The following is a 15765-nucleotide window of genomic DNA, read 5'->3' on the forward strand; positions in this document are numbered from 1 at the left end:
ACGAGGGCGCGACGGCAGGACGCGCTGAGTATATTGGCTCGGAGCCAGTCAACGCAGGAGTCCAGGATGTCCCCGCGTAGCGCATCGGTCAATGAAGAGCTTCGGCGGCGCTCCCGTGACCGGATCCTCGCGGCCACCGTGGAGCTCGTCTCCGAGCACGGCTACGAGGCGACGACCCTCGCGGACATCGCCGAGCGGGCCGGATCGGCCCGTGGCCTGGTCTCGTACTACTTCCCCGGCAAGCGCCAGCTGCTCCAGTCCGCCGTGCACCGGCTGATGCACCGCACCCTGGAGGCGGCCCTGGAGCGCGAGCCGCGCACGGAGGACGGCCGGGAGCGGCTGGCCCGGGCGATCGACGCGATCCTGGGCCTGGCCGAGGAGCGCCCGGTGCTGATGCGGACGCACATGGCGGGGATCCTGCAGGCCGAGGGCTTCGTGCAGTGTCCGGAGCAGCAGCGGCTGGCGGCCCTGCTGCGGGACACGGTGGACCGGTACGGCTCCGAGGACGTGGCGACCGACTACCCGCTGCTGCGGGCCCTGCTCATGGGCGCCGTGTTCGCCGTGCTGCTGCCGGGGGCGCCGATGCCGGCGGCCCGGCTGCGGGCGGAGCTGTTCCAGCGGTACGGGCTCGACTGGGAGCTCGGCGTGCCGCCGGGCGGGGGTCCGCCCGACGGCACGCGCGCGATGGTGCCGGTCTCGCGGGCGGGGGCTCAGTCCTCGCCGGAGACGCGGTCGAAGTCCTCGAAGTAGTCCGGCTGTGTCTGGACGTTGAGCTCGTCCATCCGGATCCGCTCCGCCTTGTCGGTGCGCTTGTCGCTGAGCTTCAGCACGTCGAAGCCCTTGACCAGGTCGTTGGAGTAGATGAAGCCGTTGTAGTAGTAGGCGGACCAGGAACCGCCGCCGACCAGGTTGGTGGCGGAGATGGGGCCGCGCTCGAAGTAGGCGATCTCCTTCGGGCGGCGGGAGTCGGTGAAGTCCCAGACGGAGACGCCGCCCTGGTACCAGGCCTGGACCATGATGTCCTTGCCCTTGACCGGGATCAGCGAGCCGTTGTGGGCGACGCAGTTCTCGGTGTCGGCCTGGTGGCGCGGGATCTTGAAGTAGCTGCGGAAGACCAGCTTGCGCTGGTCGCCCTTGCCGACGATGTCGTAGATGCCGTCCGCGCCGCGGTTCGGGCCCACGGCCGCGTTGCAGGTGGCCGCGCCGCCGCCGCCGAGCTCGTCGGTGAAGACGACCTTGTCGGCCTTCTGGTTGAAGGTCGCGGAGTGCCAGAAGGCGAAGTTGACGTTGTCCTGGACGCGGTCGACGACCCGGGGCTGCTCGGGGTTCTTGATGTCGAAGAGGATGCCGTCGCCCATGCAGGCGCCGGCGGCCAGGTCCTTGCCCGGGAGCACGGTGATGTCGTGGCAGCCGGTGGTCTTGGAGACGCCCGGGTTGGTGGGCGCGCCGGGGTTGCCGCCGCCGTCGGGGCCCTCACCGGGGAAGAGCACGGGGAAGGCGACCACCTTGGCCTGCTCGGGGGCCTTGCGCGGGACCTTGATCACGGAGATGCCGTCGTGCGGGGGCTGGCAGTCCGGGAACGCGGCGTTGGGCGAGTAGGAGGAGACGTAGACGTACACGTCCGTGCGCTTGGGCACGAGGGTGTGGGTGTGGGAGCCGCAGGCGGTCTCGACGGCGGCGACGTACTTCGGGTTGGCGATGTCGCTGATGTCGAAGATCTTCATGCCCTCCCAGGATTCCTTCACCGAGGCGGGCTGCGGGGTGCTGGCGCAGGAGTTGTCGCTGCGGGAGGAGTCGGTGGAGAGGAAGAGCAGGTTGCCGGAGACGGACACGTCGTTCTGCGAGCCGGGGCAGAGCACCTGGGTGACGGTCCTCGGGTGCGCCGGGTCGCTGATGTCGAAGATCCGGAAGCCGTCGTAGTTCCCGGCGAAGGCGTAGTCGCCCTGGAACGCCAGGTCCGAGTTGGTGCCCTTGAGGGCGTCCTTGGGGATGTTGACGAGGTGTTCGATGTTGGCGCTGTGGACGACCTCGTCCACGCCGGGTATCTCGCCGCTCGCGATGGCGGCGCGGGCGCCGGCCGCCTGCTCGGCGGTGACCGGGTTCGTCACGGGCGCGTCGCCCGGGTCGGGTGTGGCAGCCGCGGGTCCTGCGGCGAGCAGTCCGATCAGCAGGCCGGCCGCGGCGGTCGCCACACCCAGGCCTCTGATCCGTGCACGCGGGGTACTCGTGGTACGCACGAAGTCACTCCGTCCTCTCTGGATTTCGTTCGCAGTTGAACGACGGATGGACCCCGGCAGTATCTTCCTTAGCGTGCACATCTCAACAGATGGCAACAAAGAAGTCATGAGAATTCCTCACACCGCCGCCGTTGACCGAGTGACCAGCGTTTCCCGAGTGACCGAAGTCGCCCCCGTACCCGTGTCTTTGGAGGTCGCGTTGTCGAACCGCCGTGTCCGTGGTGCCCTCGCCGTGCTGCTCGCCGCCGGTGCCGTCTTCGCCCTGGGGGCCTGCGAGTCGGCGCCGGACGGCGCCAGGTCCGCCGCCGGACAGGGGAGTTCGGGGAAGAGCCCCGGGATCGTGGCGCCCGGGAAGCCCGGTGAGCAGGCCCGGCGGGTCTCCCCCGAGGAGGCGGCCCGGCTGATGCCGGACGAGCGGCCCAACAGCGCCGACTACGCGTATGTGCAGATGATGATCGAGCACCACCGGCAGGCCCTCACGATGACCGCGCTCGTCCCCGCGCGCGTGAAGGACCCGCAGGTCCGCAAGGTGGCCGAGCGGATCGCGGCGGCCCAGGGGCCGGAGATCGGGGCGATGGAGGGCTGGCTGAAGAACAACGGCGGCCCGCGCCCGATGACCGGCCACGACCACCACGCCATGCCCGGGATGGCGACCGAGGCCCAGCTCGCCCGGCTGCGGGCCGCGAAGGGCGCGGCCTTCGACGCCCTCTTCCTGGAGCTGATGATCACCCACCACCAGGGCGCGATCACGATGGCGGCGGACGCGCTGGGCCAGGGCAACAACGTCCTGGTCGAGGAGATGGCGAACGACGTGATCGCGCAGCAGTCGGCCGAGATCAACCGGATGCGCTCGCTGTAGGGGCAGCCGGGTTCCCGGGGGTCGGCCGATCGGCTGACCCCCGGGTCACCCGAGCGGCCGCGGGGAACCGTCCGGCGGGCGGAGGGCCGTCGGGGGTACGGGACCGAGGATGGGAGCAGGACACGGCCGGCGCACCGGCCCGCCCGCGCCGCCACGAGCACCGCACGCCCGCCCCGACGCCCCCAGGAGCCCCGCATGCCCTCCACCGCCGACCTGAGCCTGCTCGCCGCCGCCCGCCGGGGCGACCCGGCCCTGGTGCGCGCCGCGCTCGACGAGGGCGCCCGTGTGGACGTCCGGGACGAGGAGCTGCGCACGCCGCTGCTGCTCGCCTCGCTGGGCGACCACGTGGCGGCGGCCCGGGAGCTGGTCGCGGCGGGCGCGGACGTGAACGCCCAGGACCGGCGGCACGACAGCCCGTGGCTGGTGACCGGGGTGACCGGCAGCGTCGCGATGATGCGGGTGCTGCTCGCGGCCGATCCGGGCCCGGACCTGAAGCTGCGCAACCGCTTCGGCGGCATCAGCGTCATCCCGGCCGCCGAACGCGGCCATGTCGCCTACGTACAGGCGCTGCTCCAGGAGACGCGGATCGACGTCGACCACGTGAACGACCTGGGCTGGACGGCCCTGCTGGAGGCGGTCATCCTCGGCGACGGCGGTCGCGCCCACCAGAAGGTGGTGGCCCTCCTGCTCGCCGCCGGCGCCGACCGCGACCTCGCGGACGCCGAGGGCGTCACCGCGCTCGCCCACGCGGAAAGCCGCGGCTTCACGGAGATCGCCGCCCTGCTGCGCGGCTGAGCGGGGAGGGATCCCGCGAGGAGTCGGCCTACGGCTCGCCGAGGCGGACGGATTGGGCCTCGGTGGCCGTGAGGATGCTGTCCAGGAGGCCGGGGAAGAGGGCTTCGAGGTCGTCGCGGCGGAGGATGTTGAGCTTGGTCGTGCCCCGGTAGAGCTGGCGGACCACACCGCTCTCGCGCAGGACGCGGAAGTGGTGGGTGGTCGTCGACTTGGTGACCGGCAGGACGAAGGACGAGCAGGCGAACTCCTCGCCCTCGCCGCGGACCATGTCCCGGACGATCCGCAGCCGGACCGCGTCGGAGAGCGCGTGGAGGACGGCTTCGAGGCGGATCTCCTCGCGCGCGGGGTGCTCCAGGACCCGGGGGTTGGTCGCGGTGGTCACGGCGGCGGCTCCACGGCTCTCGGGATCGGGGACCTTCATTGTACGAGACTTCTCGTAGTTTGACAGACGCCGTACTACGATGCGTATCGTACGAACGTCAGCCCGAGGCACCATCCGTCACACCGACGAGGAGTCCGTCATGAGCGCCGCCCTGTTCCAGCCCGTCACCCTTCGGTCCGTCACCGTGCCGCACCGGGTCTGGATGGCCCCGATGTGCCAGTACTCGGCGGAGCCGACCGGTCCGGGCGCCGGCGTCGCGGGCGACTGGCACTTCGCGCACTACGCCTCCCGCGCCACCGGCGGCGCGGCCCTGATCCTGGTCGAGGCGACGGCGGTCGCCCCCGAGGGCCGGATCAGCCCCTTCGACCTGGGGCTCTGGGACGACGCGCAGATCGACGGCCTGCGCCGGATCGCCTCCTTCCTGAGCGAGCACGGCACCGTGCCCGGCATCCAGATCGGTCACGCCGGACGCAAGGCCGCCACCAAGCAGCCGTGGCAGGGCCGCGGACCGGTCGACCCGGCCGGCGGCCTCGGCTGGCAGCCGGTCGGCCCGAGCCCGGTCCCCTACGACGACGAGCACCAGGTGCCCACCGAGCTGACGGTCGAGCAGATCCACGGCATCACCGAGCGGTTCGCGGACGCCGCGCGCCGCGCGCTCGCCGCCGGGTTCCAGGTCCTGGAGGTGCACGGCGCCCACGGCTACCTGATCGGCGAGTTCCTCTCCCCGCACAGCAACAGGCGCACCGACGCCTACGGCGGCTCCTTCGAGAACCGCACCCGGCTCGCCCTGGAGGTCGTCGACGCCGTGCGCGCCGTCTGGCCCGAGGAACTGCCGCTCTTCTTCCGGATCTCCGCCACCGACTGGCTGGAGGAGCAGGGCTGGACGCCCGACGAGACCGTGCGCTTCGCCGCGCTGCTGCGCGAGCACGGCGTGGACCTGCTCGACGTGTCCAGCGGCGGCAACGGCGGCCCGGCCCGGATCCCGGTCGGCCCCGGCTACCAGGTGCCGTTCGCTGCCCGGGTGAAGGCGGAGACCGGGCTGCCGGTCGCGGCCGTCGGCCTGATCACGGAGAGCGAGCAGGCCGAGAAGATCGTCGCCAACGGCGAGGCGGACGCCGTGCTGCTCGGCCGCGAGCTGCTGCGGGACGCCTCCTGGCCGCGCCGCGCGGCTCGCGAGCTGGGCGCCGAGATCTCCGCCCCGAGCCCGTACGCCTGGGCGATCTGAGGCCCACAACACGCCTCTGACCAGGGACGGAGCCGGCTCCGGACGCCGTTGTCAGTGGTGGGGTGCAGACTGGCCCCTATCCGCGACAACGGCGTCCTGGAGGTGTCGGCATGACCGACGTGCTACTGACCGTGGGCACCCGCAAGGGGCTCTTCATCGGCCGCGGGCGAGACGGCCGATGGGAGTTCGACGCCCCTCACTTCAACGCGCAGGCGATCTACTCGATCGGGATCGACACCCGGGGCGAGCGCCCCCGGATCCTGGTCGGCGGGGACAGCTCCCACTGGGGCCCCTCCGTCTTCCACTCCGACGACCTCGGCGCGAGCTGGACCGAGCCGCCGCGCCCGGCCGTCAAGTTCCCCCAGGACACCGGGGCCTCGCTGGAGCGGGTCTGGCAGCTCCACCCGGCACCGGCCCACTCCCCCGGCGTGGTGTACGCGGGGACGGAGCCGGCCGCGCTCTTCCGCTCGGCCGACGGCGGCGAGTCCTTCGAGCTGGTGCGGCCGCTGTGGGAGCACCCGACCCGGGACCGCTGGGTGCCGGGCGGGGGTGGCGAGGCGGTGCACACGGTGGTCACCGACGCCCGGGACCCGGAGGCGGTGACGGTCGCGGTGTCGACCGCCGGCGTCTTCCGCTCCCGCGACGGCGGGGCCAGCTGGGCCCCCTCCAACCAGGGCGTCTCGGCGGTCTTCCTGCCCGATCCGAACCCGGAGTTCGGGCAGTGCGTGCACAAGATCGCCCAGGACGCGGGCGATCCGGACCGGCTCTATCTGCAGAACCACTGGGGCGTCTTCCGGAGCGACGACGCCGGCGGCCGGTGGACCGACATCGGCGGGGGCCTGCCGTCCGACTTCGGCTTCGCCGTCGCCGCCCATCCCCACCGCCCGGACACGGCCTACGTGTTCCCGATCAACGCCGACGCCGACCGGGTCCCGGCCGGCCGCCGCTGCCGGGTCTACCGCACCACCGACGGCGGCGAGAGCTGGGAGCCGCTGTCCAAGGGCCTGCCGGAGGGCGACCACTACGGCACGGTGCTGCGCGACGCGCTGTGCACGGACGACGCCGATCCCGCGGGCGTCTACTTCGGCAATCGCAACGGCGAGGTGTACGCGAGCGCGGACGACGGGGACAGCTGGCAGCTGCTCGCCGAGCACCTGCCGGACGTGCTCTGCGTGCGGGCCGCGGTCATCGGCTGAGCTGGGGGAACCCGGCCGAGCCGGTGGGGGAACGGAGTCCGGCGGCGTTGCCGGTGTGCGCCAGTAGAGTGACGGCGTGGCAGCACGACCGTTGAACGAAATCGTCGAGGCCGGGTGGGCGCACGCGCTCGCGCCGGTGGCCGAACGCATCGCCGCGATGGGCGACTTCCTCCGTCAGGAGATCGCCGCGGGGCGCACGTACCTCCCGTCGGGGGCGAACGTCCTGAGGGCGTTCCAGCAGCCCTTCGACGAGGTGCGGGTCCTCATCGTCGGCCAGGACCCCTACCCGACCCCCGGCCATGCCGTGGGGCTCAGCTTCTCCGTCGCCCCGGACGTGCACCCGCTGCCGCCGAGCCTGGAGAACATCTTCCGGGAGATGCACACCGACCTGGGCCTCCCCCGGCCCTCGAACGGTGATCTGACGCCGTGGACGCGGCAGGGCGTCCTGTTGCTCAACAGGGCGCTCACCACCGCCCCACGGCGCCCGGGGGCGCACCGGGACAAGGGCTGGGAGGCCGTCACCGAGCAGGCCATCCGGGCGCTCGCCACCCGCGGGAAGCCGCTGGTGTCGGTGCTGTGGGGGCGGGACGCGCGCAATCTGCGCCCGCTCCTCGGCAACCTCCCGGCGATCGAGTCCCCGCACCCCTCGCCGATGTCCGCCGACCGCGGCTTCTTCGGCTCGCGGCCGTTCAGCCGCACCAACGAGCTGCTGCTGCGGCAGGGCGCCCAGCCGGTGGACTGGCAGCTGCCGTGACGGGCGCCGCCGGGGAGGGCTTCGTCGTCGGGGTCGACTCCGGCGGCTCGGGACTGCGGGTCGCGCTCGCGCGGCCCGGGGACGGCTCCGGGACGGTCCTGGAGACCCAGGCGTCCAAGGAGCCGGTGCCCACCGGGCCGGGCGGGATCGACGCCGGGCAGCTGCTCGGCCGGCTGCTGCCGACCGTGGACGCGATGGTGGTCCGGGCCGGCGGCGGGAGCGTGCTCGCGGTGGCCGTCGGCGCGGCCGGGATGGCGACCCTCGGCGACCGGCTGCGGGCCGAGCTGCCGGGCGCCCTCGGCGCGGCCTGGGGCGTGCGGCGGCTCGCGCTGGCGGCGGACGCCGTCACCGCGTATGCCGGGGCGCTCGGGCAGCGGCCGGGTGCGGTGGTCGCGGGCGGCACCGGGCTGATCGCGCTCGGCACCGATCTGTCCGGCTGGCGCCGGGCGGACGGCTGGGGCCATCTGCTCGGGGACTGCGGCAGCGGTGCCTGGATCGGCCGGGCCGGTCTGGAGGCGGCGATGCGGGCGCACGACGGGCGACGCGGGGGTTCGACGGCGCTGCTCGCGCGGGCCGAGGCGCGGTTCGGTCCGGCCGACGGGCTGCCGGCCGCGCTCTATCCCCGTACCGACCGGCCCGCCGTCCTCGCCTCCTTCGCGCCGGACGTGGCCGCGGCGGCCGGCTCCGGCGATCCGGTCGCGGGCGGGATCCTCGCCGGGGCCGGCCGGCACATCGCCGAGGCCGCGGCGGCCGTCCTGCCGGACGGGTCGGCGGGAGGGGCCGGCGCGGGTGGCGAAGTGGCGTTCACGGGCGGGCTGTTCAGGATCGGGGAGCCCTTGCTCGGGCCCTTGCGGGCCGAACTCGGCACGCTGGCACCGGCGGTTCGCGAGGTGCCCGCGGCGGGCGATCCGCTGGCCGGGGCGGTGACGATCGCGGCGGCGCTCGCGCGCGGGACGCTCCGGCTGCCGGAGGACCCGCGCCTGCTCCAACTCACCAGGTAAACGGCGCTTCCTGACCACTTCGGACATAGCGGGGCAGAAGTCGCCCGACTGCACCTCAGCGAGCCGCGCGGCACACGAAACCAGTAGCATGCGGCGGCATGAGCTCCCCCACTGGGCCCACTCCCGGCCTGCCTGTACGAATGCCGCGACCCCGCCAGTCCGGGCGGCACCGTCGCCCTGAACCCGTGGCGGCGCCCGAGGGCGCTCCGACCCTGGTGCTCGCCGTGCCCGGCACGCCGTCGGCCGCCATACGCTCGCTGGCCGAGGAGGTCGTGAGCATCGCCCGCTCGGAGCTGCCCGGCCTGGAGGCCGTGATCGGCTACCTGGACGGCGACGACGCCGAGTACCCGACGCTGGCGGCGGTGCTGACCGCGGTCTCCGCGCTGCGCACCGAGCGCTACGAGATCGCCGTGGCCGCCGGCCGCGAGGTCGCCGCCCCCGAGGGCCCGGCGGCGGTCGTGGTGCCGCTGCTCGCCGGCCCCGACAGCGCGCTGACCCGCCGGATCCGCCAGGCCGTCATGGACGCCGGCAACAACGCCGAGCTGACCGAGGTGCTCGGCCCGCACCCGCTGCTCGCCGAGGGGCTGCACGTGCGCCTCTCCGAGGCCGGTCTGGCCCGCGCCGACCGCGCCCGCCTGTTCACGGTCGCCACGGCGGCCGACGGCATCATCCTGGCCACCGTGGGCGGCGAGGAGGCCGTGCAGGCCGCCGGCATCACCGGCATGCTGCTCGCGGCCCGGCTCGCGGTGCCGGTGATGGCGGCCGCGCTCGACCAGGAGGGTTCGATCGCCTCGATCGCCGAGCAGCTGCGCGGCGCCGGTGCGGAGCAGCTCGCGCTCGCCCCGTACCTGATCGGCCCCGAGCTGACCGAGGGGCTGCTCGACGTGGCCGCCAAGGAGGCGGGCTGCGCGGCGGCCGAGCCGCTGGGCGCCTACCCGGCGATCGGCCGGCTGGTGCTCTCGCAGTTCATGTCGACCCTCGGCATCGCCCCGCAGCCGGGCGCGCCGGTGCGCTAGACGCGCCGGGGCCGAGCGGGCTCCGTACGACCGTGACGGGAAGGGCCCGCACCGGAGTGATCCGGTGCGGGCCCTTCCCGTACCTCCCGTACGCCCTCGGGCCGGTCGTCAGCCGAGGACGACGCAGGAGGCGGCGGGGGCCGGGACGGAGCCGGTGCGCTCGGGCAGGCCGGTCTCCGGGTCCAGGGTGAACCAGGTGACGTCGCCGGAGCGCTCGTTCGCCGCGTAGAGGTGCCGCCCCGAGGGGGCGAGGGTCAGGTCGCGGGGCCAGTGGCCGCCGCAGGGCACGGAGGCGGTCAGCCGGGCGCTCGCACCGTCCTCGGCGAGGGCGAGCACGGCGAGCGTGTCGGCGCCGCGCACGGCGGCCCACAGGAAGCGCCCGTCGGGGGCGACCACGACCTCGGAGGGGTAGCGGGCGCCCGCGGTCCCCTCGGGCACGACGGGGGTCTCGCCGAGCGGGGTGAGCACGCCCGCCGCGGGGTCCCAGCGGCACACGGTGAGGGTGGGTTCCAGCTCGTTGAGGACGTAGGCGTGGCCGCCGTCCGGATGGAAGGCGAGGTGCCGCGGCCCGGTGCCGGGGCGCAGCGCGGTGGCGCCGTGCGGGCGGAGGGTGCCCGTGGCGGGGTCGAGGGCGGTGACGGTCACGGAGTCCGTGCCGAGGTCCACGGCGAGCACCCAGCGCCCGCTGGGGTCGGGCAGCACCTGGTGCGCGTGCGGGCCCTCCTGGCGGCCGGCGACCGGCCCGCCGCCCTCGTGGCGCACCTGCCCGGTGACGGGCCGGAGGGTGCCGTCGGCGGCGCGGGGCAGCACGGAGACGCTGCCGGAGGTGTAGTTGGCGGTGAGGACGTGCCCGTCGGCCAGCGCGAGGTGGGTGGGGCCCGCGGCGTCCACGGGGACGGGTGCGCCGAGCGGGCGCGGGGCGGGGCCGCTGACGTCGAAGGCCGCGGCGGCGCCGGGCTCGGTCTCGGAGACGGCGTAGAGGAGGTCGCCGTCGAGGGCGAGGAAGGACGGGTCGGTGACCGCGTCGCTCGATCCGGTGATGTCGAGGGCGCCGGTCTCCGGGTCCACGTCGGCGGCGAGCACTCCGTGCCCGCCGGCCGAGGTGAACGAACCGATGTACGCCCGTCCGGGGCGCCGTGCGCCCCGCTGCTCCGCCTGACCGCCGTCCACGGCGCCTCCCCTGTCCCTGGGGCCGGCCACGGGCGGCCGGCCGGCCGTTGACGGCGACGCTACCAGGCGGTCTAGACCAAAGGAGGCCATCCGCGGGGATCCGGCCGTCGGGACCGGGCCGCCGGGATCAGGCCGCCGGGACCAGCGGCGAGTCGGGCGCGGCGCGCAGCGGGGTGGCCAGGGCGGTCAGGGCGTGCTCCAGGGCGTGGAGGTGACCGAGGGCGGCCTCGGCGCCCGGGTGGTGGGCCGGCAGGGCGCGCTCCGCCGGGATCCGCGGGCGCTTCGGCGCGACCTGCGGGACCAGCGCGTGGACGGCGGCCTCGACGCGCCAGGCGGCGGCCGCGAGCCGGGCGTCGTGGGAGGCGTCCGGGTCGGCGGCGACGGCGGCGAGGCCGCGGCTCTCGCGGGCGCAGGCGTCGAGCAGCTCCAGGACGTGGCGGGCGCGGGCCTTGCGGGCGCGCAGCGGGCTGAGCGGGTGGACCAGCGGGGCCAGGGTGAGCCGGGCGCGGCCGAGCAGCAGGTCGAGCTCGGCGGCGTGGGCGGCCGGGTCGGCGTCGGGGTCGCCGGCCAGGCGGCGGGCCGCGGCGGTGGTGCAGGCGTGCACGCAGGCGACGGCGCGCTGGATCCAGGCGTTGGTGGCGGCGTGGGTGGTGACCGGCAGCAGGGCGACGCCGACGGCCGCGCCGAGCGCGCCGACCGCGGTCTCCTCGAAGCGGAGGAGCAGCAGCCCGGGGTGCAGGACGCCGAGGAGCCCGTACAGCAGACCGGCCATGACGGTCACGAAGAACATCATCCAGCTGTACGAGAGGGGCGCCGTGTAGAAGATGCCGAAGACGCAGACGGCGACGAGGACGGCGGTCGGGGCGGGGGCGCCGCCCAGCGGGATGGCCACCAGCAGGCCGGCGGCGATGCCGGTGACGGTGCCGACGACCCGGCGGAAGCCGCGGACCAGGGTCTCGCCGCGCGAGGCGGTGTTGACGAAGATCCACCAGGCGGTGCCGACGGCCCAGTACCAGCGCTCCTGGGAGAGCAGCTGTCCGACGCCGAGGGCGACGGCGCAGGCGGCGGTGGCCTGGAAGGCCTGCCGGGTGGTGGGCCGGGCCAGACCGGTGCCGGGCAGCGGCGCGGGCGCGGCGGGCGGCGGCACGCGCCGCTCGACGCACCACAGGACGAAGCGGACCGCGCCGGCCGTGCCGAGGGCGAGCAGCACCGCGCCGTAGAGCTCCGGCAGCTGCGCGGGCACGGCGTGCAGGAACTGGGTGACGAAGAACTGCATGAAGGCGAAGATGCCGAGCGCGTGGCCGCGCGGGCCCCAGCGCCGCGCGTACACCCCGGCGAAGACCACCAGGAGCCAGGCGAGGTCGCGCAGCGGCGGCGTGCCGTGCAGGACGGTGGCCAGGGCGAGCACGGGGAAGCCGGCCAGCGGGAGCAGGGCGGTGGTGACGACCTGCCGGCGCACGGTGGGATCGGCGACCGTGAAGAGCGCGAGCAGCGCGGCGAGACCCGCCGTGATGGAGGCGGTCAGGGAGAGGCCGGCCAGTTCGGCGGCGGCCACCGAGAGGCCGACGCCGAGCACGGCGCGGCTCGCGACGCGCAGCCGGACCCTGCCCGGGTCGGGCGCCACGCACATGTGGCGCAGGAGTCTGCCGGTGGCCGTCAGGGCCTTCTTCATGACGGTCGTTCCGCCCCCGCTGTCGTACACACACCCTCTTCGGACATCACGGACGCCGTGGGGCGTCCCGGACCTGTACATGACGAAGGCGCCGCGGGTCCGGGATCCGGCCACCTCGCCGGTCCGGCGCGTGCGCGGCGCCCTCAGTCCAACTCTCTCCCGGAAGGAAAGCATCCGTCGGCCCACTGGCTCAACCGACTCCCTTCGAGATGGGCCATTGGTACAGTCGGAGCACGGAACTCACGACCAGAAGGGGGCCAACGGACCATGGCGGTGGACGAGCTCGACACCCGTGTCCTGCGGCTGCTCATCGAGCAGCCGCGCACCAGCGTGCGCGAGTACGCGCGGATCCTCGGCGTGGCCCGGGGCACCGTGCAGGCCCGCATCGACCGTCTGGAGCGGGACGGCGTGATCACGGCCACCGGGCCCGTGCTGTCCCCGGCGGCGCTCGGGCACCCGGTGCTCGCCTTCGTGCACATCGAGGTCACCCAGGGGCACCTGGACGAGGTGGGGGACGCGCTGGCGGGGGTGCCGGAGATCGTCGAGGCCTTCTCCATCACCGGCGGCGGCGACCTGCTGACCCGGGTGGTGGCCCGCGACGCGGGACATCTGGAGGACGTGATCCAGCGCCTGATCCAGCTCCCGGGCGTGGTCCGCACCCGCACCGAGATCGCGCTGCGCGAGCGGGTCCCGCACCGGCTGCTGCCCCTGGTGGAGTCGATGGGCCGGGGCGGCTCCTGACCGCCGCGCGGGCCGCGCCCGTACCGAGGACACGCCGTCCGGCTCTTGGAGCTTCCTCCAGCGGTTCTGGCAGGTGCCAGGAGGATGGCCCACAGCTGATTGCAGATGAGATGACCGCGCGCCTAGGGTGGCGCGCATGCAGTCCTACACCATCGGGCAGGCGGCCCGTCTGCTCGGCGTCAGCCCGGACACCGCGCGCCGCTGGGCCGACGCCGGCCGGGTCGCCACCCATCGCGACGAGGGCGGCCGGCGGCTGATCGACGGCCGCGACCTGGCCGCGTTCTCGGTCGAGCTCGCCCAGGGCGGCGACACGGGGGACGAGGAGGAGCCGTACACCTCGGCCCGCAACGCCTTCCCCGGCATCGTGACCGCCGTCAAGCTCGGCGACGTCGCCGCCCAGGTGGAGATCCAGGCGGGGCCGCACCGGCTGGTCTCGCTGCTGACCCGGGAGGCGGTGGAGGAGCTGGGCCTGGAAGTCGGCATGCGGGCCACCGCCCGGGTCAAGTCGACCAGCGTGCACATCGACCGGACCTGAGCCGGCGCCCGGGCCCGCCCCGGGCCATCGCGCCGCGGGGGCTGTCCGTGCACGGGGGGACGGACAGCCCCCGCTCCGTCCGCTCCCCCGGACACCGAGCACGCGCACCGCGCACGCGCACCGAGCACCGAGCACCGAGCACCGAGCACCGAGCACGCATACCGCGCCCGGCGCCCCGCAGACAGAGCCCCGAGCACCCCACGGACGAGCGATGAACCGATCCCGCACCCCGATCGCCCTCGCGGTCCCCGCCCTGCTCGCGATCGCGTTCCTGCTGCTGCCGCTGGTCGGCATCCTGGCGCGCACCGAGTGGAGCGAGCTCGGCAGCCACCTCTCCGGTGCCGCGACGGTGCAGGCGCTCAGGCTCTCGCTGCTCGTCTCCTTCTGGGCCCTGGGGCTCTCGCTGCTGCTCGGGGTGCCGCTGGCGTGGCTGCTGGCCCGGGTGCCGTTCCCCGGCAAGGCCTTCGTGCGCTCCCTGGTGCTGCTGCCGATGGTGCTGCCGCCCACCGTGGGCGGGGTCGCGCTGCTGCTGGCCTTCGGGCGGCGCGGGCTGCTCGGGCCGTGGCTGGAGGACACCTTCGGCGTCACCCTGCCCTTCCACACCTCCGGCGCCGTGGTCGCGGCGACCTTCGTGTCGATGCCGTTCCTGGTCATCAGCCTGGAGGGCGCGCTGGGCGGGCTGCGGCCGCGGTACGAGGAGACGGCGGCCTCGCTCGGCGCCTCGCCGCTGCGGGTGTTCCGCACCGTCACGCTGCCCATGGTCGCCCCGGGCCTGCTCGCGGGCGCGGCGCTCACCTGGGCGCGTGCGCTCGGCGAGTTCGGCGCCACCATCACCTTCGCGGGGAACCTGCCGGGCACCACCCAGACCCTGCCGCTGGAGGTGTACCTGCTGCTCCAGGACGAGCCGGCGGCCGCCACCTCGGTCTCGCTGCTGCTCCTGGCGATCGCGATGGGCGTGCTGATCGCCCTCCGCGGGCGCTGGACGGGCCGTCCCGCGCCCGGCCGCCGGGCGCGCCGCGCCGTACCGGCCGGCGAGGAGCGCTCCGGCGGTCCCGCCGAGCCGAAGGCGACGGAGCCGGCACCGGGGCCCGAGGCGGTGGCCGGGGACGGCGGGGGGCGCTGGGCGCTGCGGGCCGAGGTCACCGGCTTCGACCGGCTGACCCTGGATGCCGAGCCGGGCACGACGATCGCCGTCGTCGGGCCCAACGGGGCCGGCAAGACCACCCTGCTGCGGGCGCTGCTCGGGCTCACGCCCCGGGCGCACGCCCGGCTGACCCTCGGGGACACCGACGTCACCGCGCTTCCGCCGCACCGCCGGCAGGTCGCGTGGGTGCCGCAGGACGGGGCGCTGTTCCCGCACCTGTCGGCGCTCTCGAACACGGCGTACGGGCTGCGCGCGCGGGGCGTGCCGCGCGCCGAGGCGCGCCGGGCCGCGCAGGCCTGGTTGGACCGGCTGGGCGTCGGCCACCTCGCGCGGCGCAGGCCCGCCGAGTTGTCCGGCGGGCAGGCGCAGCGGGTCGCGCTGGCCCGGGCGCTGGCCGCCCGGCCCCGGCTGCTGCTGCTCGACGAGCCGCTGGCGGCGCTCGACCAGACCACCCGCGCCCAGGTCCGGCACACCCTGCGCGGCCATCTGGCGGCCTTCGGCGGGGTCTGTCTGATCGTCACCCACGATCCGGTGGAGGCGGTGTCGCTGGCCGACCGGGTGCTCGTCCTGGAGGACGGGCGCGCCCTGCAGGACGCCTCCCCCGCCGAGGTGTCGCGCCATCCGCGCTCGCCGTGGGTCGCGCGCATGCTGGGCCGCAACGCCTGGCCGGCCACGGCGAGCGGGGCCGGCGGGCGGCTGGACCTGTCCGGCGGCGGGACGCTCCTCGCCGCCGATCCGGTGCCGGCGGGCGCGGAGGTGCTCGCGATCATCCCGCCCGAGGCGGTGGCGGTGCACCGCGAGCGCCCGGGCGGCAGCCCGCGCAACGTCTGGCCCGGCACCGTGCGGGAGATCACCGCGAGCGGCAGCCGGCTGCGCGTGCTCGTCACCTCGGACCGGGTGCCGCCGCTGGTCGCCGAGATCACCCCGCAGGCGGCGGCCGAGCTGGCCCTCGCGGACGGTGCGCCGGTGTGGACGGGCGTGAAGGCGACCGAGGTCACCGTCGTCACCCTGTGAGACCCGACGGAGTCCGAAATCCCG

Annotated in this window: 15 protein-coding genes; 11 read left to right on the forward strand and 4 right to left on the reverse strand. The window is 75.0% G+C overall.

Annotation, left to right across the window (positions count from 1 at the left end; all coding sequences use genetic code 11):
• Positions 1-66 precede the first annotated feature (66 nt).
• Complete coding sequence (locus ACIGW2_RS15125) at positions 67-750, forward strand: TetR/AcrR family transcriptional regulator (protein WP_391654908.1); 684 nt, start codon at positions 67-69, stop codon at positions 748-750.
• Here ACIGW2_RS15125 and ACIGW2_RS15130 read toward each other — a convergent pair.
• Positions 711-2192: an LVIVD repeat-containing protein gene (locus tag ACIGW2_RS15130; protein WP_391654907.1), complete on the reverse strand. Its 1482-nt coding sequence runs from the start codon at positions 2190-2192 to the stop codon at positions 711-713. The genes ACIGW2_RS15125 and ACIGW2_RS15130 overlap by 40 nt on opposite strands.
• Positions 2193-2436: 244 nt before the next feature.
• Between ACIGW2_RS15130 and ACIGW2_RS15135 the strand changes: the two genes are divergently transcribed.
• Positions 2437-3096 carry a DUF305 domain-containing protein gene (locus ACIGW2_RS15135; RefSeq protein WP_399843889.1) on the forward strand — a complete coding sequence of 220 codons (660 nt, stop codon included), beginning with the start codon at positions 2437-2439 and terminating at the stop codon, positions 3094-3096.
• Between the two features lie 195 nt (positions 3097-3291).
• Positions 3292-3891 (forward strand): ankyrin repeat domain-containing protein, encoded by a 600-nt coding sequence (locus tag ACIGW2_RS15140; protein WP_399843891.1) that lies wholly within the window; start codon positions 3292-3294, stop codon positions 3889-3891.
• 28 nt (positions 3892-3919) lie between these two features.
• On the opposite strand, the gene ACIGW2_RS15145 is transcribed toward ACIGW2_RS15140, so the two are convergent.
• Positions 3920-4273: a helix-turn-helix transcriptional regulator gene (locus tag ACIGW2_RS15145; RefSeq protein ID WP_356065024.1), complete on the reverse strand. Its 354-nt coding sequence runs from the start codon at positions 4271-4273 to the stop codon at positions 3920-3922.
• Positions 4274-4412: 139 nt separating this feature from the next.
• Between ACIGW2_RS15145 and ACIGW2_RS15150 the strand changes: the two genes are divergently transcribed.
• The 5 genes from ACIGW2_RS15150 to ACIGW2_RS15170 all read left to right on the forward strand — a co-directional run bounded on the left by ACIGW2_RS15150 (position 4413) and on the right by ACIGW2_RS15170 (position 9465).
• Entirely contained in the window at positions 4413-5498 is a 1086-nt protein-coding gene (locus ACIGW2_RS15150) for an NADH:flavin oxidoreductase/NADH oxidase (protein ID WP_399843893.1), read from the forward strand.
• Between the two features lie 110 nt (positions 5499-5608).
• Positions 5609-6694 (forward strand): WD40/YVTN/BNR-like repeat-containing protein, encoded by a 1086-nt coding sequence (locus ACIGW2_RS15155; RefSeq protein ID WP_391654903.1) that lies wholly within the window; start codon positions 5609-5611, stop codon positions 6692-6694.
• 76 nt (positions 6695-6770) lie between these two features.
• A complete protein-coding gene (locus tag ACIGW2_RS15160) occupies positions 6771-7448 on the forward strand; it encodes a uracil-DNA glycosylase (protein ID WP_399843895.1) in 678 nt (225 codons plus the stop codon).
• Complete coding sequence (locus tag ACIGW2_RS15165) at positions 7445-8449, forward strand: N-acetylglucosamine kinase (RefSeq protein WP_399843897.1); 1005 nt, start codon at positions 7445-7447, stop codon at positions 8447-8449. Before ACIGW2_RS15160 ends, ACIGW2_RS15165 begins: the two co-directional genes overlap by 4 nt.
• Before the next feature lie 98 nt (positions 8450-8547).
• Positions 8548-9465 carry a hypothetical protein gene (locus tag ACIGW2_RS15170; protein WP_361588495.1) on the forward strand — a complete coding sequence of 306 codons (918 nt, stop codon included), beginning with the start codon at positions 8548-8550 and terminating at the stop codon, positions 9463-9465.
• A 108-nt stretch (positions 9466-9573) separates the two neighbouring features.
• On the opposite strand, the gene ACIGW2_RS15175 is transcribed toward ACIGW2_RS15170, so the two are convergent.
• On the reverse strand, positions 9574-10635 hold the full coding sequence (locus ACIGW2_RS15175) for a lactonase family protein (protein ID WP_391654900.1): 1062 nt from the start codon (positions 10633-10635) through the stop codon (positions 9574-9576).
• Positions 10636-10762: 127 nt separating this feature from the next.
• Positions 10763-12265 carry an FUSC family protein gene (locus tag ACIGW2_RS15180; protein WP_399844132.1) on the reverse strand — a complete coding sequence of 501 codons (1503 nt, stop codon included), beginning with the start codon at positions 12263-12265 and terminating at the stop codon, positions 10763-10765.
• Between the two features lie 309 nt (positions 12266-12574).
• Between ACIGW2_RS15180 and ACIGW2_RS15185 the strand changes: the two genes are divergently transcribed.
• The 3 genes from ACIGW2_RS15185 (at position 12575) to ACIGW2_RS15195 (ending at position 15741) form a co-directional block, all read left to right on the forward strand.
• Positions 12575-13048 (forward strand): Lrp/AsnC family transcriptional regulator, encoded by a 474-nt coding sequence (locus ACIGW2_RS15185; RefSeq protein WP_356065039.1) that lies wholly within the window; start codon positions 12575-12577, stop codon positions 13046-13048.
• Positions 13049-13184: 136 nt separating this feature from the next.
• Positions 13185-13583: a helix-turn-helix transcriptional regulator gene (locus ACIGW2_RS15190; RefSeq protein ID WP_361588489.1), complete on the forward strand. Its 399-nt coding sequence runs from the start codon at positions 13185-13187 to the stop codon at positions 13581-13583.
• A 211-nt stretch (positions 13584-13794) separates the two neighbouring features.
• The gene (locus tag ACIGW2_RS15195) at positions 13795-15741 is read left to right on the forward strand and encodes an ABC transporter permease (RefSeq protein WP_399843900.1); all 1947 of its coding nucleotides are present in this window, start codon (positions 13795-13797) and stop codon (positions 15739-15741) included.
• Positions 15742-15765 lie beyond the last annotated feature (24 nt).

The organism is Streptomyces sp. NPDC053541 (genome assembly GCF_044544705.1).
In the GTDB taxonomy this organism is placed as follows: domain Bacteria; phylum Actinomycetota; class Actinomycetes; order Streptomycetales; family Streptomycetaceae; genus Streptomyces.